We start from the raw sequence: 25,328 nt of genomic DNA, 5'->3' as shown, positions 1-25,328 counted from the left end.
TGCCGTTGCGGTGCGGCTGTTTTCCGGATTCCGGTTACTGCGAGGAGAGTTCGACCGAGCCGTCGTGCGAGAAGCGGAAGTGCGGGCGGATCACGATCTGGTCCGCGTGCTCCTTGCGCATCGCGTCGGTGAAGGTGCCGAAGTTGCCCACGCTCGCGACGATGGCCTGGGCCCGCTTGTCGAGCACGGCCTGGCCCGAGCTTTCGTCGATCACGGTCGAGAGCAGCCGGCCGTCGAAGTTGACGGTGATGGTCATGGTGAGCTCGCCGTAGAGCTTCTTGCCGGCCAGCGTCGGGAAGTTGGCCGTTCCCTGCGCTTCCACCCGGCGGCGCAGCGAATCGACGTAGGTGGCGAAGGCGGCCTCGCGCGTGAAGGGGCTGAGGTAGCGCTTCTTGGGACGCGCGTTCTCCTCGTTCACGCGGCGCTCGATCTCGGCCAGCAGGTTGATCATCTGGCGGCGCTTTTCCTCCTGCGCCTTGGCCTCGGCCGGATCGCCGGCATTGCGCGGATCGGGCGCGGGCATCGCGGCCAGGTCGCGCTTGAGCTGGGTGAGCATCTGCATCTGCTCGGCCTGCATGGCGTCTACCTTGCGCTGCGCGTCCTCGAACGAGTCGCCCACGGTGGTGAAGCTCGACGGCGGCAGCGGGCTGGTGGCGCGGCCCTTGTCGAGGTCGCCGCCGCCCGCGAGCGAGGTCTGCGCGCGCAGCCGCGCGGCGGGGTCGGGCCGGTCGTTGGTCTTGGTGTTGACCAGGATCACCTCCAGCGGCGTGTCGCTGAAGACCTTGTTGAAGGATTCGGGATCGACGAATCGCACCGTGAGCAGCGCGGCGTGCACAACGACCGACACGCCCAGTGCGATCTGCAGCGTGCTGAGGTCCTTGAAGTTCATTCTCTAGACTCCTCCAGGGGCCGCATTTCTCCGGACGATCCGCCGGGGTTCATGCAGGCGTGTTTTCTTCGGGTCCTGCCTCGCTGTCGTTCAGGTCGACGGCGATGGCGATCGGGCCCGCAACCACTTCTTCTTCGCCGTCGTCGCCTTCCTCCTCGGCGGATGCGCCGGCCTTCGGCGCGTCGAGGCGCTCGAGCACCGTGCCGCTCACGTCGAGGGCGATCTCGTCGATCTCGCCGAGCTTCACGCGCAGGCGCGCGCCGCGCTCCTGCTGCCCGGCCACGGGGAACACCAGCGGCAGGGTGTCGGCACGCACGAGCGCGCCGTTGGGCATGTCCTTGATGACGGTGGCCTCCAGCTCGGTGATGCCCTGCTGCTGCAGGTACTTCAGCGTCCAGAAGCGCTCCATGCCGCCCTGGTAGGCGTTGTACGCGGTGTAGGCCGCGTCGAAGCCCGAGAGAATCGAGAACAGGTCTGCGTCCTTCGGCTTGAAGGGCGCGGCCAGCGCGGCGGTCTTGCCGTGGCGTGCGGCGGCGATGATCTGCCACTGGTTCACCAGGTCGGTGTAGCGGCGCAGCGGCGAGGTGCTCCAGGCGTAGCTCTTCACGCCCAGGCCTGCGTGCGGCAGCGCGCGCGTGCCCATGCGCACCTTGATGCCGGGCGCGAGGCTGGCCTGGCTGCGGTAGAGACCCGGCACGCCGAGCTCGCCGAGCCAGCCGCCCCAGCTGCTGTTGGCCAGGATCATGGCTTCGGACACGATCAGGTCGAGCGGTGCGCCGCGCTGGCGCGTGCTGATCTGTACCTGCTCGCCGCCGGTGGGCTCGGCGCCGTCGTTGCCGACGAGGCGGAAGTTGTAGTCGGGCCGGTTGAAGCTCTCGGGCTTGCCGCGCACCACCTCGCGCTGCGCCTTCAGCTGCTTCGCCAGGCGGAACAGGAACGACAGGGGCGCGCGCATGCGGGCCGCGGCGTCGGGTGTGCTGTCGGCATTGAAGGCGGCGTCTTCCAGCCACTGCTGCGTGACGACGGTGTCGAGCTGGTCGTGGCGCAGGTTGGCCACGATCGGCACGCGCTCCAGTTTCGTCTCGGTGCCCTGCAGCTCCAGCGTGGCTTCGTCGAAGCGCGCGTAGAGCGACACGGCCGGGCGGTCGCCGCCTTCGAGCAGCGTGTAGGTGTCGACCACCTCGTCGGGCAGCATCGTGATCTTGTAGCCCGGCATGTAGACCGTGGACATGCGCGCACGCGCCACGTTGTCGATCGGGCTGCCGGGCGTCAGCGCGAGCGCCGGCGCGGCGATGTGGATGCCGACCGTGACGGTGCCGCTGCCCAGGCCCTGCACGGAGAGCGCGTCGTCGATTTCGGTGGTCTGCGAATCGTCGATGGAGAAGGCCTGCACGCCCTCTGCCAGCGGCAGGTCGTCGGCGATGGCGGGCGCCGCGAGCGCGGGGAAGCCGGTGCCCTTGGGGAAGTTCTCGAACAGGAAGCGGCGCCAGTGGAACTGGTAGGGCGAGTCGATGGCGCCGGCGCGTTCAAGCAGGTCGAGCGGCGGACGCTGCGTGGCGCGCGCGGCCTCGACCACGGCCTTGTATTCGGGGGCGTTCTTGTCGGGGCGGAAAAGGATCTTGTAGAGCTGTTCGCGCACGGGAGCCGGGCACACGCCCTCGGCGAGCTGCGCCGCCCACTCGGCGATCTGCGCCTGGATGGCCTTCTTCTTCTCGATGGCGGCCAGCGCCTGCTGCACGATCTCGGCCGGCGCCTTCTTGAAGCGGCCCTTGCCGGCGCGGCGGAAGTAATGCGGCGCCTCGAAGAGCGCGAACAGGGCGGCGGCCTGCTGGGCGAGCGAGGGCTTCTCGCTGAAATACTCGGCGGCCAGCTCGGCGAAGCCGAATTCGCCCTCGGGCGCGAACTCCCAGGCGAGGTCGAGGTCCATGCCGGCGGCGAGCGCGCGCCCTTCGGCGATCAGGTCGGCGGGCGACGGCTTCTCGAAACGAAGGACGATGTTGGCGCCCTTGACCTTGACGCGCTTGCCGGTGTCGAGCTCGACCTGCGCCGATGCTTCGGCCTCCGACAGCACGCGGCCGCCGAGGTACTTGCCGGCTTCTTCAAACAATACAAACATCCGTCGATTGTCCCACGCGGAGTCAGGCTCACCCCCAGGCTTGCCCACTTCGTGTGGCCTCCCGCCCCTTCCGGGGGCGACACCTGCAGCCCGGCGAAGCCGGTTCTGCGGTGTCCCGGAAATTCAAACGGGGTTGATGAAGGCCATCACGTCGTCCAGGTGGGCCTTTTCGAAGTCGGACAGGGCATGGTCGCCGCCTTCGAGCAGCTTGATGTTGCTGTCGGGGTAGCGCGCCGACATCTCGTGCCAGTCGAGCGCCTCGTCGCCCTTGGCGATGATGGCGAACACGCGCTCGGGCCGGGTGAGCGGGCCGACCTCCATGGCGCGCAGCTCGTGGATGTATTCGGGACGGAAATAGAAATGCTCGGCCGGGTCGTGCCAGGCGGTCTGGTCGCCGATGTAGAGCATGAGGTCGCGCGCGGGGTGCACGGCCGGGTTCAGCAGCACCGCGCGGCAGCGCGTCATGCCGGCCACATAGGTGGCGTAGTAGCCGCCCAGCGACGAGCCCACCACGGCCATCGACTTGCGCGGCCAGTGCGCGATGCCCTTCATCACCATGTCGATGGCATCGTGCGGCGACGGCGGCAGCTGCGGACACCACCATTGCAGGTTCGGATGCCGCCGCGCGACGCGATCCGCGACGATCCGGGCCTTGGTCGAACGAGGCGAAGAGCGGAAGCCGTGCAGGTAGAGCAGGTGGGTTGTTTGCGGATCCATGCGAGGAAAGGAAGGGCGGTGCGGCGGTGGTGCCTCGCTTGCCGGGAACGGGTAATTCTGCATGAGGTCTGTTCTCGCGAGGCCGCTTCCGACATACAAAAACCGGCTGGTTGGGTTCGTCGGCAAGGCCGCAGCCTGCCGGGGCCCGGGGCGCACCGGCGTTCCGCATGCTCCTGCGCCTGGGGGCATGCCGCGCATCTGGAATTCGAAAGTACTCAGGCTGAGTTCGCTGCGGTGCAAATCGCCTACATTCCGGTTACTTCGCTCGCCCGGGCTGCAGGAATGTGCCCGGAAAAAAGCGGCCAGAGTTTCAAGCAAAGCCTGTTGGCGCACATATCCCATGAACGAGGGATGTGCGCATGGATGCCCCATGCTCGCCGAGGCTTATGCTCGGAGGAATGAACATTGAGGCTCAGGACGACGCGTCGCTACGCCGCTGGGGCGTGCTCGTGGTCGAGGACGACAGTCGCGCGCGCGCCTTTTTCGAGGCGAGCGTGCAGCGCAGCCCGCGCCTTTTCTGGCTCGGCAGCGCGGGTACCGTGCAGGAGGCGCTGGGCTGGCTCTCGCGCACGACCACCATTCCCGACGTGTTGCTGGTCGACCTCGGCATGCCCGACGGCACCGGGCTCGACGTGATCCGCGAGGCGGTCTCGCGTTTTCCGGGCTGCGAACCGCTGGTGGTGTCCGTCTTCGGCGACGAGGAAAACGTTCTCGCGAGCATCGAGGCCGGCGCCGTGGGCTACATCCACAAGGACGCCGCGCCCGAGGACATCGCCCAGACCATCGTGGAGATGAAGGCCGGCGCCTCGCCGATCTCGCCCATGATTGCGCGGCGCGTGCTCGCCAAGTACCGCAGCCTGCAGACTGCGGCGCCTTCCGGCACCACGCCGGGCTCGGCGCCCGAGGCCGCCGCCGAGGAAGCCGACCGCGGCCTGCTCTCGGCGCGCGAGCACGAGGTGCTGACGCTGATCGCTCGCGGTTTCTCCTATGCCGAGATCGCCCGGCTCAAGGGCCTGAGCGTGCACACGGTGCAGACCCACATCAAGAACCTCTACGGAAAGCTCGCGGTGCATTCCAAGAGCGAGGCCGTCTTCGAAGCGACGCGTCTCGGCCTGTTGTCTCATCCGGGCTGAGCGCAGATGCGGCCGAACCGGGTGTCGCTGGTGATGTCGTGGCTGGCGATGCTCCTGATGGGCCTCGCCGGCCTTTTCGGCGCCTGCGGCGTTTCCGCCGCGTCCGCCGCCGAGGCGCCGATCGAACTGCGCCAGGGTACCGTGACGACCACGGTCGACGGCGTCACGCGCACCGAGCCGGTCGAGCTTTCCTACCACTGGGACCGGCAGCACAACGGACGCCCCGGCACGGCCAGCTTCGACCTGCCGTTCACGCTCGAGGCCGAGCCCGAGACGCCGTGGGGCATCTTCATTCCGCGCGTGGGCAACGTCTTCGAGGTGCAGCTCAACGACGCGCTGCTGCAGACCTACGGCGACATGAAGCGCAACAACGACGCCGACTACGCCAAGGCGCCCATCTACGTGCCCGTGCCCGGCAAGCTGCTGCGCAAGGGCGACAACCTGCTGCAGATCCGGCTGCATGCCGACACCGCCCGCCTCGCGGGGCTGTCGCAGGTGGTCGTCGGGCCGGCCGCGTCGGTTCGCAACGAACTCTTCGAGAGCGCCAACGCTTGGCGCTTCACCGGCTCGGTGCTGCTGATGGCCTTCAGCCTGATCGTGGGCGGCATCGCGCTGGCGCTGTGGCTGACGCAGCTCGACGTCGATGCAAACGGCATGCCGCGACGCGTGGCCATCTATTTCTGGGCCGCGCTGGCGGAGTTCTTCTGGGCGGTGCGCATGGCCGACGGGCTGGTCGCCGAGCCGCCGCTGTCCTGGGGGCCGTGGGGCGTGCTGATGGCGGCCTGCTACGCCGGCTGGGCGGCCGCCTCCATGATGTTCGTCTACCACCTCGCGGGCTGGGCGAACGAGCGGCGCCACCGCTGGGTGCGCTGGCCGGTGGCCGGCGTGGTGGTCGGCACGGTGCTGTTCAGCGCGCTCTCGCTGCAGCGGGACGAGCCGGCCTGGTTCACCGCCTGGCTCGCCGTGGAGCTCGTGTTCGTCGCCGCCTTCGTCGGCGCCTTCGCCCTCGCCACGCTGCGCCACCCGAACGACGACCGCCTGCTGATGGCCGGCGCCGCGCTGGTCACGGTGGCATTCGCCGCGCGCGACTGGCTGGTGGTCCGCCTGAGCGACGCCTACGGCGAGACCACCTGGGTGCGCTATTCGTCGGTGTTCTTCGGCGCGGTGCTGCTCCTGATCGTGCTGCGGCGCTTCCGTGCGGCGGCCGTGCAGGCGCGCGGCTCGGTCGCGGCCCTGGCCGAGCGGGTGGCGCAGCGCGAGCGCGAACTGGCGGCCACCTATGCCGAGCTCGAGGCCGCGGCGCAGGTGCAGGCGCGCACCCACGAGCGCGAGCGCATCCTGCGCGAGATGCACGACGGCGTGGGCTCGCACATCAGCTCGGCCATCCGCCAGCTGCAGTCGGGCCAGAGCAGCTCGGGCGACCTGCTGCGCACCCTGCGCGACTCGCTGGACCAGCTCAAGCTGCAGATCGATTCCATCCACCTGCCGCCGGGCGACGTGGGCGCGCTGCTCGCGGCGGCACGCTACCGGCTGGAGCCCAGGCTGGCGTCCTCGGGCATCGAGTTCGAGTGGGCGGTGGACGAGGTGGAGCCGGTGGAGGGGCTGGACGCGCACGGCATGCGGCAGTTGCAGTTCCTGCTGTTCGAGTCGATCTCCAACGTGCTGCGCCACGCCGAGGCCACCGTGCTGCGCTTCGAGGCCGGCATGAAGGACAAGACGGTGCAGCTGCGGGTGATCGACAACGGCAAGGGCTTCGACACCACCAGGGTCATGCCGCGTTCGCTGGCGGAGCGCTCCGGGGCCATCGGGGCCCGGCTGACGGTCGAAAGCCGACCGGGGCGCACGGTCGTTCAGCTCGAATTCGATTGAGGGGGCCGGTGGGGCTGGGATAATCCGCCCTCATGTCCGCCGTGTTCAATCAGCCCTCCCTGGCGCGTCGAATTGCGCCCATCTTCCAGGGCTTCGACGGCTTTCTGGCCTTCGCCGTGCTGCTGCTCGCCTTCGCCGGGCTGCTCACCATGTATTCATCGGGCTACGACCACGGAACCCGTTTCGTCGACCATGGCCGCAACATGCTGCTGGCCGGCTTCATCATGTTCGTGGTGGCGCAGGTGCCGCCGCAGCGGCTGATGCTGGCGGCCGTGCCGCTCTACACGATGGGCGTGGCGCTGCTGGTGGCGGTGGCGCTCTTCGGCATCACCAAGAAGGGCGCCCAGCGCTGGATCAACGTGGGCGTGGTGATCCAGCCCAGCGAAATCCTGAAGATCGCCATGCCGCTGATGCTGGCCTGGTGGTTCCAGCGGCGCGAGGGCCAGCTCAGGCCGCTCGACTTCGTGGTGGCGACGATGCTGCTGGCGGTGCCGGTGGGGCTCATCATGAAACAGCCCGACCTGGGCACCTCGCTGCTGGTGCTGGCGGCGGGGCTGTCGGTGATCTTCTTCGCGGGGCTGCCCTGGAAGCTGATCGTGCCGCCGGTGGTGATCGGCGCGGTGGCCATCACGCTGATCGTGGGCTTCGAGTCGCGGCTGTGCGCCGACGGCGTCGACTGGCGCGTGCTGCACGACTACCAGAAGCAGCGCGTGTGCACGCTGCTCGACCCCAGCAAGGACCCGCTGGGCAAGGGCTTCCACATCATCCAGGGCATGATCGCCATCGGCTCGGGCGGCGTGGGCGGCAAGGGCTTCATGCAGGGCACGCAGACGCACCTCGAATTCATTCCCGAGCGCACCACCGACTTCATCTTCGCCGCCTATTCCGAGGAATTCGGGCTCATGGGCAACCTGGCGCTGATCTCGGCCTTCATCCTGCTGATCTTCCGGGGGCTGGTGATCGCGGCCAACGCGGGGACGCTGTTCTCGCGCCTGCTGGCCGGGGCGGTGACGATGATCTTCTTCACCTACGCCTTCGTGAACATGGGCATGGTCAGCGGCATCCTGCCGGTCGTGGGCGTGCCGCTGCCCTTCATCAGCTATGGCGGCACCGCGATGGTGACGCTGGGGCTGGGGCTGGGCATCCTGATGTCCATCGCCCGGGCGAGGAGGCTCGCCCAGAACTGAGCGCGGACGGGGGGCGAGCCATAGAATCCTGAAATGATCTCTCGCGAACCCACCATCGAGCGCCTTGCCACGGCGCAACAGCTCCTTCTCACGCCGTTCGGCCTCGACGAATCGCACCTGAGCAAGGCCCTGGCCGAGATCACCGCGCACCGGGTGGACGACGCCGACCTGTACTTCCAGTACACCCGCAGCGAGGGCTGGAGCCTCGAGGAAGGCATCGTCAAGACCGGCAGCTTCAGCATCGACCAGGGCGTCGGCGTGCGAGCGGTCAGCGGCGAGAAGACCGCCTTCGCCTACTCCGACGACATTTCCGAGGCCTCCCTGCTCGATGCTGCGCGCACGGTGCGCTCCATCTCTTCCGCGGGCCGCGCCGGCAAGGTGAAGACGGCGCCCCGCAAGATCGCCTCCAGCCGCTCGCTCTACCAGGGCATCGACCCCATCGCCACGCTCGACAGCACAGCCAAGGTGAAGCTGCTCGAGAAGGTCGAGAAGCTCGCCCGCTCGCGCGACCCGCGCGTGGCGCAGGTGATGGCGGGGCTGGCCAGCGAGTACGACGTGGTGCTCGTTGCCCGCGCCGACGGCACGCTGGCCGCCGACGTGCGGCCGCTGGTGCGCCTGTCGGTCACCGTGATCGCCGAGCAGAACGGCCGCCGCGAGATCGGCTCCGGCGGCGGTGGCGGGCGCTTCGGCCTGGCGTATTTCTCCGACGAGCAGATCGCCGAGTACGTCGACCATGCCGTGAAGGCGGCGCTGACCAACCTCGACGCGCGCCCGGCCCCGGCCGGCGAAATGACGGTGGTGCTGGGCTCCGGCTGGCCCGGCATCCTGCTGCACGAAGCCATCGGCCACGGGCTGGAGGGCGACTTCAACCGCAAGGGATCGAGCGCGTTCTCGGGCCGCATCGGCCAGCGCGTGGCGGCCAAGGGCGTGACGGTGCTCGACGACGGCACCATCGCCGACCGCCGCGGCTCGCTCAACGTCGACGACGAGGGCAACGCCAGCCAGCGCAACGTGCTGATCGAGGACGGCATCCTCAAGGGCTACATCCAGGACGCGCTCAACGCGCGCCTCATGAAGGTCAAGCCCACCGGCAACGGCCGCCGCGAAAGCTATGCCCACGTGCCGATGCCGCGCATGACCAACACCTACATGCTCGGCGGCGACAAGGAACCCGACGAAATCGTCGCGAGCATCAAGAAGGGCCTGTACGCCACCAATTTCGGCGGCGGGCAGGTCGACATCACCAGCGGCAAGTTCGTGTTCTCGGCCAGCGAGGCCTACTGGGTCGAGAACGGCAAGATCCAGTACCCGGTGAAGGGCGCGACCATCGTGGGCAACGGCCCCGATGCGCTCACCCGCGTGACCATGATCGGCAACGACATGGCGCTCGACTCCGGCGTGGGCACCTGCGGCAAGGAAGGCCAGAGTGTGCCCGTGGGCGTCGGCCAGCCCACCCTGCGCATCGACGGCCTGACTGTAGGTGGAACGGCTTAGGACTTTCGGCACTTGTGGACTGTTTCCTCCCGTTGCTAAGCTGCGCTCCTTTTTTTGCGAAGAACGCATTCAAGGAGCATTTCGATGGGGAACAGGATCAATTCGCCCGCCGTTCTGTGGGCCGTGACCGCCGTGGTGGCGGTGGCCTCCGCCGGTTGCGCATCCCGCGGCAGTTCTGGTAGCCAGCCCGCGGCGGCGCCCGCACCCGCGGCTGCGGCTGCGGCACCTGCCGCGCGCGGCGGAGCCAAGGCCGGCATGGACGCCCAGGGCAACGTGATCGACTCCTCCAAGGTCGAGGCCGGCAGCGGCCGCACCGTCAAGGGCCTGAACGGCTACGAAGGCGAGATCACCGGCAACCCGGCGCGTAACAGCAAGTTCGCGCGCCTGCAGATCGGCATGAGCGCGCGGCAGGTCACCGACATCGCCGGCCAGCCCACCGATCAGGGCGCATATGTAACCGGCAAGGCCTTCATTCCCTTCTATTTCGGCAGCGACCGCCATCGTTTCGAGATGACCTACAAGGGCCAGGGCCGCCTGATCTTCGCGGGCGGCGGCATGGGTGACTATTCCTCCGGCAACCTGATCTGGATCATCCACAACCCCAACGAATCGGGCTACCGGTAAACAACAGCGAGCCCGGTCCCTTGACCGGGTTTCGCTTTTCCGTGCTACATTGCCACCCCATGTCCGCTGTCCGCGCTTACTTTTTTGCCTACTTTTGGTTCCCGGTTTCCGGCGGACGAGAGGCGAGCGCGTAAAAAGCACACACGAATACCCTCCCAGAACCGCCGGTGGCCTCAAGCCCCGGCGGTTTTTTCTTGTCCCCTCGATTCCAACTCCAGCAGCACACAAGGAAGAAGCACCATGAGCACGAACAACTCCCCCGCCAGCGACAGCTGGTATGCGCGCGTCGAAAAAACCAGCAAGACCGACGACGAACGCATCAAGGACATCAACGTGCTCCCCCCTCCAGAACACCTCATCCGCTTCTTCCCCATCCGCGGCACCGCGGTCGAGACGCTGATCGAGGACACCCGCGGACGCATCCACAACATCATGGCCGGCAAGGACGACCGGCTGCTGGTGATCATGGGCCCGTGCTCGATCCACGACCCGGCCGCCGCGCTCGAATACGCCCGCCGCCTGAAGGCCGAGCGTGAGAAATACGCCGGCACGCTGGAGATCGTGATGCGCGTGTACTTCGAGAAGCCGCGCACCACGGTCGGCTGGAAGGGACTGATCAACGACCCGTACCTGGACGAGAGCTTCCGCATCGACGAAGGCCTGCGCATCGCCCGCCAGCTGCTGATCGACATCAACCGCATGGGCCTGCCGGCGGGCAGCGAGTTCCTCGACGTGATCTCGCCGCAGTACATCGGCGACCTGATTTCCTGGGGCGCCATCGGCGCGCGCACCACCGAAAGCCAGGTGCACCGCGAACTCGCCTCGGGCCTGTCGGCGCCCATCGGCTTCAAGAACGGCACGGACGGCAACATCCGCATCGCCACCGACGCCATCCAGGCGGCGGCGCGCGGCCATCACTTCCTGTCGGTGCACAAGAACGGCCAGGTCGCGATCGTGCAGACCAACGGCAACCGCGACTGCCACGTGATCCTTCGCGGCGGCAAGGCGCCCAACTACGACGCCGCCAGCGTCGAGGCCGCCTGCAAGGACCTGGAAGCCGCCAAGCTGCCGCCCACGCTGATGGTCGACTGCAGCCACGCCAACAGCTCCAAGCAGCACCAGAAGCAGATCGACGTGGCCAAGGACATCGCCGCTCAGATCGCTGACGGCTCCAAGCGCGTCTTCGGCGTGATGGTCGAAAGCCACCTGCAGCCGGGCGCCCAGAAGTTCACGCCGGGCAAGGACCAGCTCTCGGGCCTCGAATACGGCAAGAGCATCACCGACGCCTGCCTGGGCTGGGAAGACTCGGTGCAGGTGCTGGACACGCTCTCGCAAGCGGTCAAGCGCCGCCGGGGGTGAGCGGGCCCTAGAGCAATCCGGCCAGGTCGGGCCAGTGGTGCCGCATCGACGCAGCCTCGTCGCTGTCGGACGGCACCAGGGAGAAATCGGCGAAGTCGAAGCCTGGCCCGACCATGCAGGCGACCAGCGTGTAGTCGCCCGAGCTGTGGCTCTGGATCGGCTGCGCCGCCTGCCACTGGCCGGCGGGCACCACGTGCTGGGGGCGAGTGCCATGGATGTCGACCGGGCCCAGCCGCGTGTGCGCCGGCGCGGTCCGCATCGCGGCGTCGCAGGTCCACAGCGCGAGCGGCACGCCTTCGAGGTGCACCCAGACTTCGTCGGACAGCACCCGGTGCCAGCGCGAATGCTGGCCCGCCTCGAGCAGGTAATAGATGCTGGTCAGCGCGCTGCGCGGCGGGCGGCCATCGGCCGGCGTGACGCTCGATGTGGAGCGGAACACCTCGGCGTACCAGCCCCCTTCGGGGTGCGACTGCAGCTTCAGCGTCTCGATCAATTCGCGGGCACGGGCGGCGGGCATGGCGGTCATGATGCGGCCGCCGCGCGCAGGGCGGCAAGCAGTTTGTCGTGCACGCCGCCGAAGCCGCCGTTGCTCATGCAGACGATGTGATCGCCCGGCCGGGCCGCGGCGACGATCTGCTTCACCAGCGGCTCGATGGCCCCCGCGACCTGCGCGCGATCGCCCATCGGCGCGAGCGCGGCGGCCACGTCCCAGTCGAGGCCGGCCGTGTGGCAGAACGACAGGTCGGCCGATTCCAGGCTCCACGGCAACTGCGCCGCCATGACGCCCAGCTTCATCGTGTTGCTGCGTGGTTCGAAGGCAGCGAGGATGCGCTCACTTTTGCGGCCAGCGTCGTCCAACTTCTTGCGCAGGCCGTCGAGCGTGGTGCGGATCGCGGTGGGGTGGTGGGCGAAGTCGTCGTAGACCGTGATCGCGCCGCCGTTGCCTTCGACCGTGCCGCGCAGTTCCATGCGCCGGCGCACGTTGCGGAAGCTGCCGAGCGCCCGGGCCGCGTCGGCCGGCGCCACGCCCACATGCTCGGCCGCGGCAATGGCGGCCAGCGCATTCATCTGGTTGTGCAGTCCGGAAAGCTCCCATTCGACCCGGCCGACCGCCTCGCCGCGCAGCAGCACCTCGAAGGCGTCGTGGGTGCCGCGTGCCTGCCACTCGCCGCCCGCGCCGAAGCGCGCGAGTTCGCTCCAGCAGCCCTGGGCCAGCACGCGCTGCAGGCTTTCCTCGGTGGCGTTCACCACCAGCCGGCCGGTGCCGGGCACGGTGCGCACGAGGTGGTGGAACTGGCGTTCGATGGCGGCAAGGTCGTCGAAGATGTCCGCGTGGTCGAACTCCAGGTTGTTCAGCACCGCGGTGCGCGGCCGGTAGTGCACGAACTTGCTGCGTTTGTCGAAGAAGGCCGTGTCGTACTCGTCGGCCTCGATGACGAAGGCAGGGCCGTCGCCCAGCCGGGCCGAGACGCCGAAGTCCAGCGGCACGCCGCCCACCAGGAAGCCGGGGGACTTGCCGCCCTTTTCAAGGATCCAGGCAAGCATCGAGGTGGTGGTTGTCTTGCCGTGGGTGCCAGCCACCGCCAGCACATGGCGGCCCAGCAGAACGTGTTCGGCCAGCCACTGCGGGCCGCTGGTGTAGGGCTTGCCGGCGTCGAGGATGGCTTCCATCAGCGGGAACTTGGGGCTCCCGTCGGCCAGCCGCGCGCGGGAGACCACGTTGCCGACCACGAACATGTCAGGGGCCAGCGAGAGCTGGTCGGCACCGAAGCCCTCGATCAGGTCGATGCCTAGGGCGCGCAACTGGTCGCTCATCGGGGGGTACACGCCGGCGTCACAGCCCGTGACCCGGTGGCCGGCTTCGCGGGCGAGGGCGGCCACTCCGCCCATGAAGGTGCCGCAGATACCCAGGATATGAATGTGCATCGGTCGATTCTAGGTAAGCGGTGTGCAGGCCCTTCGGCGGGGGCGCCCGTTTGTCCCGTGCCGCGTACTGATGTTCATGTGAGGGGCGCCTACTGCGGGCAAAATGCCCCGATGGACACGTCCAAGCGTGAAATCGCCGCCGCAGCAGCCCGCCTCGTCGTGGAGGAGGGGCTCGAATACGGCCCGGCCAAGCGGCGGGCCTTGCGCGACCTAGGGCTTTCGACGCGCACCGCGCTGCCGAACAACGACGAGGTCGAAGCCGAGGTGCGCGAGTACATCGAGCTCTTCTGCGCCGACACGCAGCCACAGGAATTGCACGCATTGCGCCTGCTCGCGCTCGAATGGATGGAGCGCATGGCTGTCTTCCGCCCTCATGTGGGCGGCGCCGTCTGGCACGGAACGGCCACGCGGCTGTCAGACATTTATATTCAGTTGTTCTGCGATGATCCCAAATCGGCGGAGATAGCCCTGATCGATCACCACGTGGACTACGAACCGCGCATGGTGACCGGCTTCCACGGCGAGCAGGTCGAGGCCCTGAGCGTGCATGCGCCGAGCCGCACGCTCGGCGAGGAAATCGGCGTGCACCTGCTGGTGTACGACCTCGACGACCTGCGCGGCGCCCTGAAGCCCGATGCCCAGGGGCGCGTGCCGCGCGGCGACCTGCCCGCATTGCGCCGACTGATTGAACGAGAAAAGGACAAGTGAATGACTTCTTCGCCCACCCGACGCGGCATGCTCTATGCCGGCGTGGCGGCCGCGGCCGCGGCGGCCGGGTTCGGTGGCGCCTGGTGGAAGGAGCGCAGTGCAGGGGGCGGTGCGGGCGGCAAGGAGATGCTCGACGCAGCCTTCTGGGCCCAGAGCTTCGAGCGTCCGGAGGGCGGTGACCTCGTCCTGTCGAGCCTGCGGGGCAAGCCGCTGCTGCTGAACTTCTGGGCGACATGGTGCCCGCCCTGCGTCGAGGAAATGCCGATGATCGACGCCTTCTTTCGTCAAAATGGCGCGAATGGATGGCAAGTGATCGGATTGGCCATCGATCAGCCGAGCGCCGTGCGCAAGTTCCTGCAGCGCACGCCGGTCACCTATCCCACGGGCCTGGCCGGCCTGCAGGGCACCGAACTGGTCAAGAACCTGGGCAACACGGGCGGCGGACTGCCTTTCACGCTGGTCCTGAACGCGAACGGCTCCGTGGCCGCCCGTAAAATGGGCAAGCTCGAAGCGACCGACCTGGAGACTTGGCGGCGTGAACTGGTTCATGGTTAGAATCAGTTCCTTACGCTGGCGTTAGACGCCGAACGCCGAAAATCACCGATTTTCGAACAAGTTATATCCTGAAGACCGGCACAGCCGGCACTGGAGTCCCATGGATCTGCGCAAACTCAAGACACTGATCGATCTGGTGTCCGAATCGAATATTTCCGAACTGGAAATCACGGAAACCGAAGGCAAGGTTCGCATCGTCAAGGGCGGCGGCGCCGCTCCGGTGCAGTATGTGCAAACCCTGGCCGCGCCTCAGGCCGCTGCGGCCGCGCCGGCCGCGGCCGTCAGCGCCCCGGCGGCTCCCGCCGCGGCCGCTGCGCCCACCACCGAGGCCGCGCCGTCCGGCCATGCGGTGAAATCGCCGATGGTCGGCACTTTCTACCGTTCGTCGAGCCCGGGCGCCCCGGCATTCGTCGAGGTCGGCAGCAAGGTCAACGAGGGCGACACCCTCTGCATCATCGAGGCGATGAAGATCCTCAACGAAATCGAGGCCGACAAGTCCGGCACCATCACCCAGATCCTCGGCGAAAACGGCCAGGCGGTCGAATACGGACAGCCGCTGTTCATCATCGAGTAAGCATGTTCAAGAAGATTCTGGTTGCGAACCGGGGGGCTCGCGCCTCGGCGCGGACGGGCGAAGGCCGTCAAATTGCCATGGCACGCGCAGCGTGCGGGCGATGCAGCCGCGGGGGTGCACATGTTTAAGAAGATCCTGGTTGCGAATCGCGGCGAAATCGCCCTCCGGATCCAGCGCGCCTGCAGCGAGCTCGGCATCAAGGCCGTGATGGTCTATTCCGAGGCCGACCGCGACGCCAAGTACATCAAGCTCGCCGAAGAGGCTGTCTGCATCGGGCCGGCTCCCTCGGCGCAGAGCTACCTCAACATGCCGGCGATCATCTCGGCGGCCGAGGTGACCGACGCCGAGGCGATCCACCCCGGCTACGGCTTCCTGAGCGAGAACGCGAACTTCGCCGAGCGCGTGGAGCAAAGCGGCTTCCAGTTCATCGGCCCCACGCCCGACAACATCCGCACCATGGGCGACAAGGTGTCGGCCAAGCAGGCGATGATCAAGGCCGGCGTGCCCTGCGTGCCCGGCTCCGAAGGCGAGCTCTCGGACGACGCTGCCACCAACAAGCGCATCGCGCGAGCCATCGGCTACCCGGTCATCATCAAGGCCGCCGGCGGCGGCGGTGGCCGCGGCATGCGCGTGGTGCACACCGAGGCGGCGCTGGTCAACGCGATCCAGATGACGAAGGCGGAAGCCCAGGCGGCCTTCAACAATCCGGCCGTGTACATGGAGAAGTTTCTCCAGAACCCGCGCCACATCGAGATCCAGGTGCTGGCCGACAAGCACAAGAACGCCGTCTACCTCGGCGAGCGCGACTGCTCCATGCAGCGCCGCCACCAGAAGGTGATCGAGGAGTCGCCCGCGCCCGGCATCCCGCGCAAGCTGATCGAGAAGATCGGAGAGCGCTGCGCCGCGGCCTGCAAGAAGATCGGCTACCGCGGCGCCGGCACCTTTGAGTTCCTCTATGAGAACGGCGAGTTCTACTTCATCGAGATGAACACGCGCGTGCAGGTGGAGCACCCGGTGACCGAGTTCACCACCGGCATCGACATCGTCAAGACGCAGATCATGGTCGCGGCGGGTGAGCGCCTGCCGTTCACGCAGCGCCAGATCCAGATGAACGGCCACGCCATCGAGTGCCGCATCAACGCGGAAGACGCCTGGAAGTTCATTCCCTCGCCGGGCCGCATCACCATGTGGCACCCGCCGGGCGGCCCGGGCGTGCGCGTCGACTCGCATGCGTACACCAACTACTTCGTGCCGCCGAACTACGACTCGATGATCGGCAAGATCATCGTCTACGGCGACACGCGCGAGCAGGCGATGGCGCGCATGCGCACGGCGCTGAACGAGACGGTGATCGAAGGCATCCAGACCAACATCCCGCTGCACCGCGAGCTGATGGTCGACGCCAAGTTCATGAGCGGCGGTACCAACATCCACTATTTGGAAGAGTGGCTGGCCGCACACAAGCGCTGAGCCTGGAACATCGCGATGTTTGAACTTCGCCTCATGGCGCCGGAAGACCGGGTCGAGACGCTGTGCGAAGCGCTCGATGCGCTCGACGCATTGAGCGTGTCGGTGGAAGACGCCGACGCGCAGACCGATGCGGAGCAGGCGCTGTTCGGCGAGCCTGGCATGCCGCCGCCCAAGGAGGGCTGGCAGCGTTCGCGCGTGATCGCGCTCTTTCCCGACGAGGCGCAGGCCAAGGACGCCGCTTCGGTGCTCGCGCTGCAGGACTTCTTTGACGAAGGCTGCGAGGTGCTCGGCATCGCGACGGTGCCCGAGCAGGACTGGGTGCGCCTGACGCAATCGCAGTTCGCGCCCGTCGAAGTCACGCCCGAGTTCTGGATCGTGCCGACCTGGCATGAGCCGCCCGAGCAGGCGAAGCAGGTGATCAGGCTCGATCCGGGCCTGGCCTTCGGCACCGGTACGCATCCCACCACCCGCATGTGCCTGCGCTGGATCGCGACGCGAGGCGAGGGGGCCCTGGCCGGCAGGCGCGTGCTCGACTACGGCTGCGGGTCCGGCATCCTGGCGATCGGCGCCGCGAAGTTCGGCTCCACCGACATCGATGCCGTCGACATCGACGAAGCAGCGGTCTCCTCGACCGTGCTCAACGCCGAAGCCAACGGCGTGAAGCTCAAGGCCGGCCTGCCCGACGCCGCCAAGGGCGAATACGACATCGTGCTGGCCAACATCCTGGCCACGCCGCTCAAGCTGCTCGCGCCGCTGCTGCGCGGCCATGTGAAGTCGGGCGGCTCGCTCGTCATGGCCGGCATCCTCGAACGCCAGGCCGACGAACTGAAGGAAGCCTACGCACCGTACGCGGTGCTCGAAGTCAGCGACAGCGAGGACGGCTGGATCCTCATGACGGCCCGCTGCTGAGTTGCTGCGGCGCACGCGGCCGGTTTCTTGCGTGGCCTTGAGCCCCTCGCGCGGCGAGGGCCCAACCCTACAATCGCCCGGTCATGAGTCTCGTCACGCGCTGCCCTGCCTGCACCACCACCTTCAAGGTGGTGCGCGACCAGCTTCGCATCTCGGATGGCTGGGTGCGCTGCGGCCGTTGCAGCAACGTGTTCGACGCGACGCTCGACCTGCACGAGACATCCGAAGGGACCGGCGGGACAGCGGTCGCGCCTGGTGGGTCGCCGGCGGTGCAGGGCAGTGGCTTCATGCCGGGGCTGGTCGAGCAGCCTGCTGCGGAGCCGGCGCCTTCGCCCGAGCCTCCCGCGCCTTCGCCTGCACCGGAACCCTTGCCCCCGGCCGAGCCCGGACTCGAGGAGCCGGAGCAACCCCTGTCGTCATCCGCCGAGGATGCGGACTTCTTTGACGACGAGCCCGAGCATCAGCGCCAGCGCAAGGATTGGCTCACGGACGAGGAGCACCTGCTTCCGCCGGATGCCCTGGTGCTCGACCCCACGCCGAAGACCGTGTCGCCGCTGGTGCAGTCGCCGCCTCCTGCCCCGGCGTCGCCGCTGCCCGCGTTCTCGCTGACCCTGCCCGAGCACGGCCTCGCCGCCGACGAGCCGTGGTCCGACCTCGACGCCACGCAGCCCGCCTGGAAGCCACCGCCGAGCACGCTGCCGCCGTTTCCGAACATCGACCTGAATCTCGCGTCTCCGCCGCCCGCGCCGCCACCACCGGCGCCGCCGCTGCCGGTTACGCCGCGCATCGTCAAGACGCGCACGCTCATCCAGCGTGCGAGCGATGACGACGCCGCCGACGACGGTGGTGCCGCGGACGAACGCGAGCAACTGGAGAAGGAACACGACCAGGTCCAGATGCAGAAGGCGCTGCGCCGGGCTCGTGCAAAGTCGGCCAAGATCGCAAGCGCCAAGGCGCGCGAGGAGCGTGCGGCCGCGAAGGCATCGCCGGCCCTGGTGGTGCGGGAAGAGACCGAAAGCGGAGCCGACGAGCCCGATCCGGTGCTCTCGCCGATCTTCGAGCCGCCGCCGGGGCATCCCTTCGCGGAGGACGACGAGCCGCTGGAAAAGGCACCGGGCTTCTGGCAGCGCAGGGGTGTGCGGGTGCTGCTGGTCCTGCTGGCGGTTCTTGCGGCGCTGTTGCTGGTTCTGCAGATCGTTCGCCATGAACGGGACGGCATCGTCGCGCGCCAGCCCAACCTGCGGCCCGCGCTTGCGGCGCTGTGCCAGTACACCGGCTGCGAGCTCGGCGCGCTGCGCCAGATCGGCGACATCGTGATCGAAGGCGCGGCCTTCGCGCGCGAGAAGAGCGGCGGCAACGACTACCGCCTGAGCTTCACCCTGCGCAACGGCGCCACGGTGCCGCTCGCGATGCCGGCCGTCGAGCTCTCGCTGCTCGACACGCAGGAGCGCGCCGTGGTGCGCCGCGTGCTGATGCCGGCGGACTACGGCGCTCCGGCCGTGTTGCAGGCGCGCGCGGATCGCGCGGCCTCGCTGCCCCTGACCTTGTCCGCTTCGGAAGCGGCGGCGCTGCCGCCCGTCGCGGGCTATCGCGTCGAGGCTTTCTATCCCTGAGCGGGGCGCGTGCGCGCGTGTGTCCTTCTCGCTTTCATCCATCACTCAACACACCAACGGCTAACCATGGCAGCAGTGATTTGCGGTTCCCTCGCATTCGACACCATCATGACTTTCGAGGGCCGGTTCGCCGACCAGATCCTTCCTGATCAGTTGCACATCCTCAATGTGTCGTTCCTGGTGCCGACGCTACGCCGCGACTTCGGCGGCTGCGCGGGCAACATCGCCTACAGCCTCAATGCGCTGGGCGGCACGGCGCTGCCTATGGCCACGCTGGGCAGCGACGGCGCCACGTACCTCGAGCGCATGCGCTCGCTGGGCATCAGCACGGAGTTCGTGCGCCAGCTCGATGACACCTTCACCGCGCAGGCGATGATCATGAGCGACGTCGACAACAACCAGATCACCGCCTTCCACCCCGGCGCGATGCAGCAGGCGCACGTCACCAAGGTGGCTGCGCGCGAGGACATCAAGCTCGGCATCATCGCCCCCGATGGCCGCGACGCGATGCTGCAGCACGCTGAGCAGTTCGCCGCAGCGGGCATCCCGTTCGTGTTCGATCCGGGCCAGGGCCTGCCGATGTTCGACGGCGAGGCGCTGCGCCATTTCGTCGATCTGGCGAGCTGGGTGGTGGTGAACGATTACGAAGGAAAGATGCTGTCGCAGCGCACCGGCTGGAGCCTTGCGGAGATCTCCAGGCGCGTGCGCGGCCTCGTGGTCACGCTGGCGGCCGAGGGCTGCGAGATCTGGACCGATGGCGAGCGCGAGCACGTGCCGGGCGTGGTGGCCACCGAGGTGGTCGAGCCCACGGGTTGCGGCGACGCATGGCGTGGCGCGCTGCTCTTCGGTCTGGAAAAGGGCTGGCCGCTCGCACAGTGCGCGGCGCTGGGCAACAAGGTCGGCGCGATCAAGATTGCGCAGCGTGGCCCGCAGAACTACGAGATCGATCGCAAGGCGCTGGGCGTCTGATCTTCTCTTTGAGAGAGCGCCTGGAAGGGCGATAGGGGCGATAAAAAAAGCCCGGCACCGTGAGGTGCCGGGCTTTTTGCCTTCAAGGCCGCTGAGAAACTCAGGGCTTGCTGGCCGTGGGGAACGGCCAGGCTGCCTGGGGGTTCAGCGTCGTTTGCGCCGCAGGGGCAGGCGCTACGGCGGCAGCCTTGGCAGGAGCAGCGGCCTTGGGAGCCTTCTTCGCAGCAGGCTTCTTGGCAGCAGGCTTTTTCGCGGCTTTCTTGGCCGCAGCCTTTTTGGCAGGGGCCTTCTTGGCAGCAGCCTTCTTCGCAGGCGCCTTCTTGGCAGCGGCCTTCTTCGCAGGCGCCTTCTTCGCTACGGCCTTCTTGGCAGGAGCCTTCTTCGCTACGGCCTTCTTGGCAGGAGCCTTCTTGGCAGCGGCCTTCTTCGCCGGTGCTGCCTTCTTCGCTGCTACCTTCTTTGCCGGAGCCTTCTTGGCCGCGACCTTCTTGGCCGGTGCCTTCTTGGCGGCTACCTTTTTGGCAGGAGCCTTCTTGGCGGCGACGGCCTTCTTAGCCGGAGCCTTCTTTGCAGCGGCTTTCTTAGCCGGAGCTTTCTTTGCAGTTGCCATTTCTATTTCTCCTTGATCAAGTTGAAAAAATCAACCTATTGAAGCACTCCACGCACGTTGGGTAACGTGAAGCGATTCATGGTGTTGGAATCTTTGCTCCAGCACCATGAACACCTGAGCCCTCGTCCATGCCGCGCTCTTCGGCGCGATCGGTGGCAAGGGCAATTCTTGAATTCATTAATTCTTTTCGAAAGATTCAATCCCAGGAGAGCGCACCACCCGACTGGTATTCGATCACGCGGGTTTCGAAGAAATTGCGCTCTTTCTTCAGGTCAATCATTTCGCTCATCCACGGGAACGGATTTTCTTCGTTCGGGAAGAGCGTTTCGAGGCCGATCTGCTGTGCACGCCGGTTGGCGATGTAGCGCAGGTAGCCCTTGAACATGGAGGCGTTCATGCCGAGCACGCCACGGGGCATGGTGTCTTCGGCGTATCTGTATTCGAGCTCGACGGCGCGCAGGAAGAGCGCCTTGATCTCCGCCTTGAACTCCGCCGTCCAGAGGCCGGGGTTCTCGAGCTTGAGCTGGTTGATCAGGTCGATGCCGAAATTGCAGTGCATCGACTCGTCGCGCAGGATGTACTGGTACTGCTCGGCGGCGCCGGTCATCTTGTTCTGGCGGCCCAGCGCGAGGATCTGCGTGAAGCCGACGTAGAAGAAGAGGCCTTCCATCAGGCAGGCGAACACGATGAGCGACTTCAGCAGCTTCTGGTCGGCCTCGGGCGTGCCGGTGTGGAAGTTGGGGTCGCTGATGGCGTCGATGAACGGGATCAGGAACTGGTCCTTCTCGCGGATCGACGGCACTTCGTTGTAGGCGTTGAAGATCTCGCTCTCGTCCAGGCCGAGCGACTCTACGATGTACTGGTACGCGTGCGTGTGGATCGCTTCCTCGAAAGCCTGGCGCAGCAGGAACTGGCGGCATTCGGGCGCCGTGATGTGGCGGTAGGTGCCCAGCACGATGTTGTTGGCGGCCAGCGAGTCGGCGGTCACGAAGAAGCCGAGGTTGCGCTTGACGATGCGGCGCTCGTCCTCGCTCAGGCCGTTCGGATCTTTCCAGAGCGCGATGTCGCGCGTCATGTTCACTTCCTGCGGCATCCAGTGGTTGGCGCAGGTGGCGAGGTACTTCTCCCACGCCCACTTGTACTTGAACGGCACCAGCTGGTTGACGTCGGTCTGGCCGTTGATGATGCGCTTGTCCGAAGCCTTGACGCGCTGGGTGGATTGGGCGGCGATTGCGGGCGTTGCTGCTGCAGGAGCGGCGGTGGCAACCGGGCGCACCTGCGCGCCGTCATCGAGCGTGCTGAAGGTGCGGAGGGCGGGTTGCGCAATCGAAGACGAAGCCGGAGCGTCCACCGAACGGCCTGCGGGCAATCCGCCGGTCGATGCGTTGTGGTGCTGCAAACCTTGTTGCATATCCTTTGGTAAGGAGGGCTTGACTTCTTCGTCCCAGGTCAACATAGAAAAATCCAATGCTCAAATTATCGGAGTAACGATGTGAGTTGCAAAGTGCTCGTTCACATCGCACGCCATTTATGTGGTTGTTATGTTGCTCGCATGCATCGCGCGATGTCAGTCAATGCCTTGATTGATTGAACGTCGCGCGATTTCGCGAGCACCTCACTGAGTTGTTGTCGCGAGCACCGAAGCGTTTATTGGCACGCTTCGCAGGTCGGATCGTCCACGCCGCAGAACGCGATGTCGGTGGCGGGAATCGCGCTCATCTGCGCCTTTGCCGCAGCAGCAGCGGCTTCGAGCGCGCTCATGCCGGAGGAAGAAGTCGCTTCGCCGTTGCCCGACGACACCGCGTTGAGGCGGCCCGACTGCACCGTCGACTTCTCTGCGTGCGTCGCGCTCTGCGTGCGCAGGTAGTACGTGGTCTTCAGGCCGCGCAGCCATGCGAGCTTGTAGGTGTCGTCGAGCTTCTTGCCCGATGCGCCGGCCATGTAGATGTTCAGCGACTGCGCCTGGTCGATCCACTTCTGGCGACGCGCGGCGGCTTCCACCAGCCACGTGGTCTCGATCTCGAACGCGGTGGCGTAGAGCGCCTTCACGTCCTGCGGCACGCGGTCGATGGGGCGCAGCGAACCGTCGAAGTGCTTCAGGTCCATCACCATCACGTCGTCCCACAGGCCCAGGCGCTTGAGGTCGCGCACCAGGTAGTGGTTGATCACGGTGAATTCGCCCGACAGGTTCGACTTGACCGAGAGGTTGCCGAAGCAGGGCTCGATCGAGGCGTCCACGCCGATGATGTTCGAGATGGTCGCGGTCGGAGCAATCGCCACGCAGTTCGAGTTGCGCATGCCGTCGGCCTTGATCTTCGAGCGCAGCGCGTCCCAGTCGAGGGTGGCCGAGCGGTCGACCTCGACGTAGCCGCCGCGCTGCTTCTCGAGCAGGTCGAGCGAGTCGATCGGCAGCACGCCCTTGTCCCACAGCGAGCCCTTGTAGCTCGAGTACTTGCCGCGTTCCTTGGCCAGCTCGGTCGAGGCCCAGTAGGCGTGGTAGCAGATGGCTTCCATCGACTCGTCGGCGAACTGCACGGCTTCCTGCGAAGCGTAGGGAATGCGCAGTTCGTACAGCGCGTCCTGGAAGCCCATCAGGCCCAGGCCGACCGGACGGTGGCGCAGGTTCGAGTCGCGCGCCTTCTTCACGGCGTAGTAGTTGATGTCGATCACGTTGTCGAGCATGCGCATCGCGGTCGACACGGTCTTCTTCAGCTTCTCCTGGTCGACCTTGCCGTCCTTCAGGTGCTGCAGCAGGTTCACCGAACCCAGGTTGCACACGGCGGTTTCGGTGTCGCTGGTGTTCAGCGTGATCTCGGTGCACAGGTTGGACGAGTGCACGACGCCGGCGTGCTGCTGCGGCGAGCGCACGTTGCAGGCATCCTTGAACGTGATCCAGGGGTGGCCGGTCTCGAACAGCATCGTGAGCATCTTGCGCCACAGATCGGTGGCCTGGATGGTGCGGCTCGGCTTGATCTCGCCGCGGGCAGCCTTCTCTTCGTAGGCGACGTAGGCCTTCTCGAACTCGGCGCCGAACAGGTCGTGCAGGTCGGGCACGTTGGAGGGCGAGAACAGCGTCCAGGTGCCCTTTTCCATCACGCGGCGCATGAACAGGTCAGGGATCCAGTTGGCTGTGTTCATGTCGTGCGTGCGGCGGCGGTCGTCGCCGGTGTTCTTGCGCAGCTCCAGGAACTCCTCGATGTCGAGGTGCCAGGTTTCGAGGTAGGTGCAGACGGCGCCCTTGCGCTTGCCGCCCTGGTTCACGGCCACGGCCGTGTCGTTCACCACCTTCAGGAAGGGCACCACGCCCTGCGATTCGCCGTTCGTGCCCTTGATGTGGCTGCCGAGCGCGCGAACGCGGGTCCAGTCGTTGCCCAGGCCGCCGGCGAACTTCGACAGCAGCGCGTTTTCCTTGATCGACTCATAGATGCCGTCCAGGTCGTCGGGCACCGTGGTCAGGTAGCAGCTCGACAGCTGCGAGCGCAGCGTGCCGGCGTTGAACAGCGTGGGCGTGCTCGACATGAAGTCGAACGAAGACAGCACCTCGTAGAACTCGATGGCGCGCGCTTCGCGGTCGATCTCGTTGAGCGACAGGCCCATGGCCACGCGCATGAAGAAGGCCTGCGGCAGCTCGATGCGGGTCTTGCGCACGTGCAGGAAGTAGCGGTCGTACAGGGTCTGCAGGCCGAGGTAGTCGAACTGGTTGTCGCGCTCGGGTTTCAGGGCCGCGCCCAGGCGGGGCAGGTCGTACTGCAGCAGCTTCTCGTCGAGCAGGTCGTTGTCCACGCCCTTCTTGATGAACTGCGGGAAGTAGTCGGCGTAGGCGGATGCGCGTTCGGCGGGCAGCACTTCGCGGCCGATGATCTCCTTGAAGATCGTGTGCAGCAGCAGGCGTGCGGTGGCGAAGGTGTAGTCGGGGTCTTTTTCGATCAGCGTACGGGCCGCCAGGATCGAGGCCTTGTAGACCTCGTCGAGCGGCACGCCGTCGTACAGGTTGCGCATCGTCTCGGCGACGATGGGAGCGGCCGTGATGCTGTCGCCCAGGCCTTCGCAGGCCGACTCGATCAGGCTCTTGAGCTCGTTCAGGTCGAGCGCGACCAGCTCGCCCTTGTCCAGCACGTGCAGCGCGGGAGCGGCCGGCACTTCCTGCTCGCCCTGCTTCGAGCGCTCCTGCGTGCGGCGCTCGCGGTACAGCACGTAGGCGCGGGCGATCTCATGGTGGCCGCCGCGCATCAGGCCGAGCTCGACCTGGTCCTGCACGTCCTCGATGTGGAAGGTGCCGCCGCCCGGACGGGAACGCACCAGCGCGCGGATCACGCCCTGCGTGAGCGTGTCGACCGTCTCGCGCACGCTGGCCGATGCCGCGCCCTGCGTGCCGTGCACGGCCAGGAAGGCCTTCATCATCGCGATGGCGATCTTGTTCGGCTCGAAGGGAACGACGGCGCCGTTGCGGCGGATGATCTGGTAGTGGGCCAGGTTCTGGCCGGCGGGGGAGCCAGCAGTGTCTCGCTGCTGCTGCGACGGCGTGGAGGGGATGGCACGCGGGGTCGATTGGGGGTTCAGGGCTGTTTGCATTCGCTTCCTCTCAGTTGGCAATTCTTGTTGGATG

The 25,328-nt window shown here is 66.9% G+C and carries 21 protein-coding genes; 13 read left to right on the top strand and 8 right to left on the bottom strand.

Annotated features, from left to right (window positions below):
• Positions 1-34: 34 nt before the first annotated feature.
• The 3 genes from ACAM57_RS27085 to ACAM57_RS27075 form a co-directional block, all read right to left on the bottom strand.
• The gene (locus tag ACAM57_RS27085; RefSeq protein ID WP_184634750.1) at positions 35-889 is read right to left on the bottom strand and encodes an energy transducer TonB; all 855 of its coding nucleotides are present in this window, start codon (positions 887-889) and stop codon (positions 35-37) included.
• Between the two features lie 49 nt (positions 890-938).
• Positions 939-3,005: a ribonuclease catalytic domain-containing protein gene (locus tag ACAM57_RS27080; RefSeq protein ID WP_369659585.1), complete on the bottom strand. Its 2,067-nt coding sequence runs from the start codon at positions 3,003-3,005 to the stop codon at positions 939-941.
• A gap of 123 nt (positions 3,006-3,128) precedes the next feature.
• Positions 3,129-3,722 (bottom strand): YqiA/YcfP family alpha/beta fold hydrolase, encoded by a 594-nt coding sequence (locus ACAM57_RS27075; protein WP_184634753.1) that lies wholly within the window; start codon positions 3,720-3,722, stop codon positions 3,129-3,131.
• 386 nt (positions 3,723-4,108) lie between these two features.
• Between ACAM57_RS27075 and ACAM57_RS27070 the strand changes: the two genes are divergently transcribed.
• From ACAM57_RS27070 to ACAM57_RS27045, 6 genes are all read left to right on the top strand, one after another.
• Positions 4,109-4,855, top strand: coding sequence for a response regulator transcription factor (locus tag ACAM57_RS27070; RefSeq protein WP_126021702.1), 747 nt, complete (start codon positions 4,109-4,111; stop codon positions 4,853-4,855).
• A gap of 6 nt (positions 4,856-4,861) precedes the next feature.
• Entirely contained in the window at positions 4,862-6,724 is a 1,863-nt protein-coding gene (locus ACAM57_RS27065; protein WP_369659584.1) for a sensor histidine kinase, read from the top strand.
• Between the two features lie 32 nt (positions 6,725-6,756).
• A complete protein-coding gene (rodA, locus tag ACAM57_RS27060; protein WP_126021393.1) occupies positions 6,757-7,911 on the top strand; it encodes a rod shape-determining protein RodA in 1,155 nt (384 codons plus the stop codon).
• A 33-nt stretch (positions 7,912-7,944) separates the two neighbouring features.
• A complete protein-coding gene (gene tldD / locus ACAM57_RS27055) occupies positions 7,945-9,405 on the top strand; it encodes a metalloprotease TldD (protein WP_184634756.1) in 1,461 nt (486 codons plus the stop codon).
• Between the two features lie 84 nt (positions 9,406-9,489).
• Positions 9,490-10,029, top strand: coding sequence for a hypothetical protein (locus ACAM57_RS27050; RefSeq protein ID WP_184634758.1), 540 nt, complete (start codon positions 9,490-9,492; stop codon positions 10,027-10,029).
• Positions 10,030-10,269: 240 nt separating this feature from the next.
• Complete coding sequence (locus ACAM57_RS27045) at positions 10,270-11,388, top strand: 3-deoxy-7-phosphoheptulonate synthase (RefSeq protein ID WP_126021390.1); 1,119 nt, start codon at positions 10,270-10,272, stop codon at positions 11,386-11,388.
• Positions 11,389-11,395: 7 nt separating this feature from the next.
• On the opposite strand, the gene ACAM57_RS27040 is transcribed toward ACAM57_RS27045, so the two are convergent.
• On the bottom strand, positions 11,396-11,905 hold the full coding sequence (locus ACAM57_RS27040; protein WP_369662484.1) for a cupin domain-containing protein: 510 nt from the start codon (positions 11,903-11,905) through the stop codon (positions 11,396-11,398).
• A gap of 5 nt (positions 11,906-11,910) precedes the next feature.
• Positions 11,911-13,314, bottom strand: coding sequence for a UDP-N-acetylmuramate:L-alanyl-gamma-D-glutamyl-meso-diaminopimelate ligase (mpl, locus tag ACAM57_RS27035; RefSeq protein WP_184634761.1), 1,404 nt, complete (start codon positions 13,312-13,314; stop codon positions 11,911-11,913).
• Positions 13,315-13,425: 111 nt separating this feature from the next.
• On the opposite strand from mpl, the gene ACAM57_RS27030 reads away from it, so the two are divergent.
• From ACAM57_RS27030 to ACAM57_RS27000, 7 genes are all read left to right on the top strand, one after another.
• Entirely contained in the window at positions 13,426-14,022 is a 597-nt protein-coding gene (locus ACAM57_RS27030) for a hypothetical protein (RefSeq protein ID WP_369659583.1), read from the top strand.
• Positions 14,023-14,577, top strand: a complete 555-nt coding sequence (locus ACAM57_RS27025) for a TlpA family protein disulfide reductase (RefSeq protein ID WP_369659582.1) — start codon at positions 14,023-14,025, stop codon at positions 14,575-14,577.
• 100 nt (positions 14,578-14,677) lie between these two features.
• Complete coding sequence (gene accB / locus ACAM57_RS27020; RefSeq protein ID WP_369659581.1) at positions 14,678-15,151, top strand: acetyl-CoA carboxylase biotin carboxyl carrier protein; 474 nt, start codon at positions 14,678-14,680, stop codon at positions 15,149-15,151.
• Positions 15,152-15,271: 120 nt separating this feature from the next.
• Entirely contained in the window at positions 15,272-16,621 is a 1,350-nt protein-coding gene (gene accC / locus ACAM57_RS27015; RefSeq protein ID WP_184634765.1) for an acetyl-CoA carboxylase biotin carboxylase subunit, read from the top strand.
• A gap of 15 nt (positions 16,622-16,636) precedes the next feature.
• Positions 16,637-17,530: a 50S ribosomal protein L11 methyltransferase gene (prmA, locus tag ACAM57_RS27010; protein WP_369659580.1), complete on the top strand. Its 894-nt coding sequence runs from the start codon at positions 16,637-16,639 to the stop codon at positions 17,528-17,530.
• A gap of 83 nt (positions 17,531-17,613) precedes the next feature.
• Positions 17,614-19,143, top strand: a complete 1,530-nt coding sequence (locus tag ACAM57_RS27005) for a zinc-ribbon and DUF3426 domain-containing protein (RefSeq protein ID WP_369659579.1) — start codon at positions 17,614-17,616, stop codon at positions 19,141-19,143.
• A 66-nt stretch (positions 19,144-19,209) separates the two neighbouring features.
• Positions 19,210-20,112, top strand: coding sequence for a carbohydrate kinase family protein (locus tag ACAM57_RS27000; RefSeq protein ID WP_126021381.1), 903 nt, complete (start codon positions 19,210-19,212; stop codon positions 20,110-20,112).
• 100 nt (positions 20,113-20,212) lie between these two features.
• On the opposite strand, the gene ACAM57_RS26995 is transcribed toward ACAM57_RS27000, so the two are convergent.
• From ACAM57_RS26995 to ACAM57_RS26985, 3 genes are all read right to left on the bottom strand, one after another.
• Positions 20,213-20,722, bottom strand: a complete 510-nt coding sequence (locus tag ACAM57_RS26995; RefSeq protein WP_369659578.1) for a histone H1-like DNA-binding protein — start codon at positions 20,720-20,722, stop codon at positions 20,213-20,215.
• Between the two features lie 196 nt (positions 20,723-20,918).
• Positions 20,919-22,178 (bottom strand): ribonucleotide-diphosphate reductase subunit beta, encoded by a 1,260-nt coding sequence (locus ACAM57_RS26990; RefSeq protein WP_369659577.1) that lies wholly within the window; start codon positions 22,176-22,178, stop codon positions 20,919-20,921.
• 191 nt (positions 22,179-22,369) lie between these two features.
• On the bottom strand, positions 22,370-25,294 hold the full coding sequence (locus ACAM57_RS26985) for a ribonucleoside-diphosphate reductase subunit alpha (protein WP_184634770.1): 2,925 nt from the start codon (positions 25,292-25,294) through the stop codon (positions 22,370-22,372).
• Between the last annotated feature and the right edge of the window lie 34 nt (positions 25,295-25,328).

Origin of the sequence: Variovorax sp. V15, assembly GCF_041154425.1 — a bacterium.
GTDB classification, from domain to species: Bacteria; Pseudomonadota; Gammaproteobacteria; order Burkholderiales; family Burkholderiaceae_C; genus Variovorax; species Variovorax guangxiensis.
This window is presented reverse-complemented; position numbering and strand designations above follow the sequence as displayed.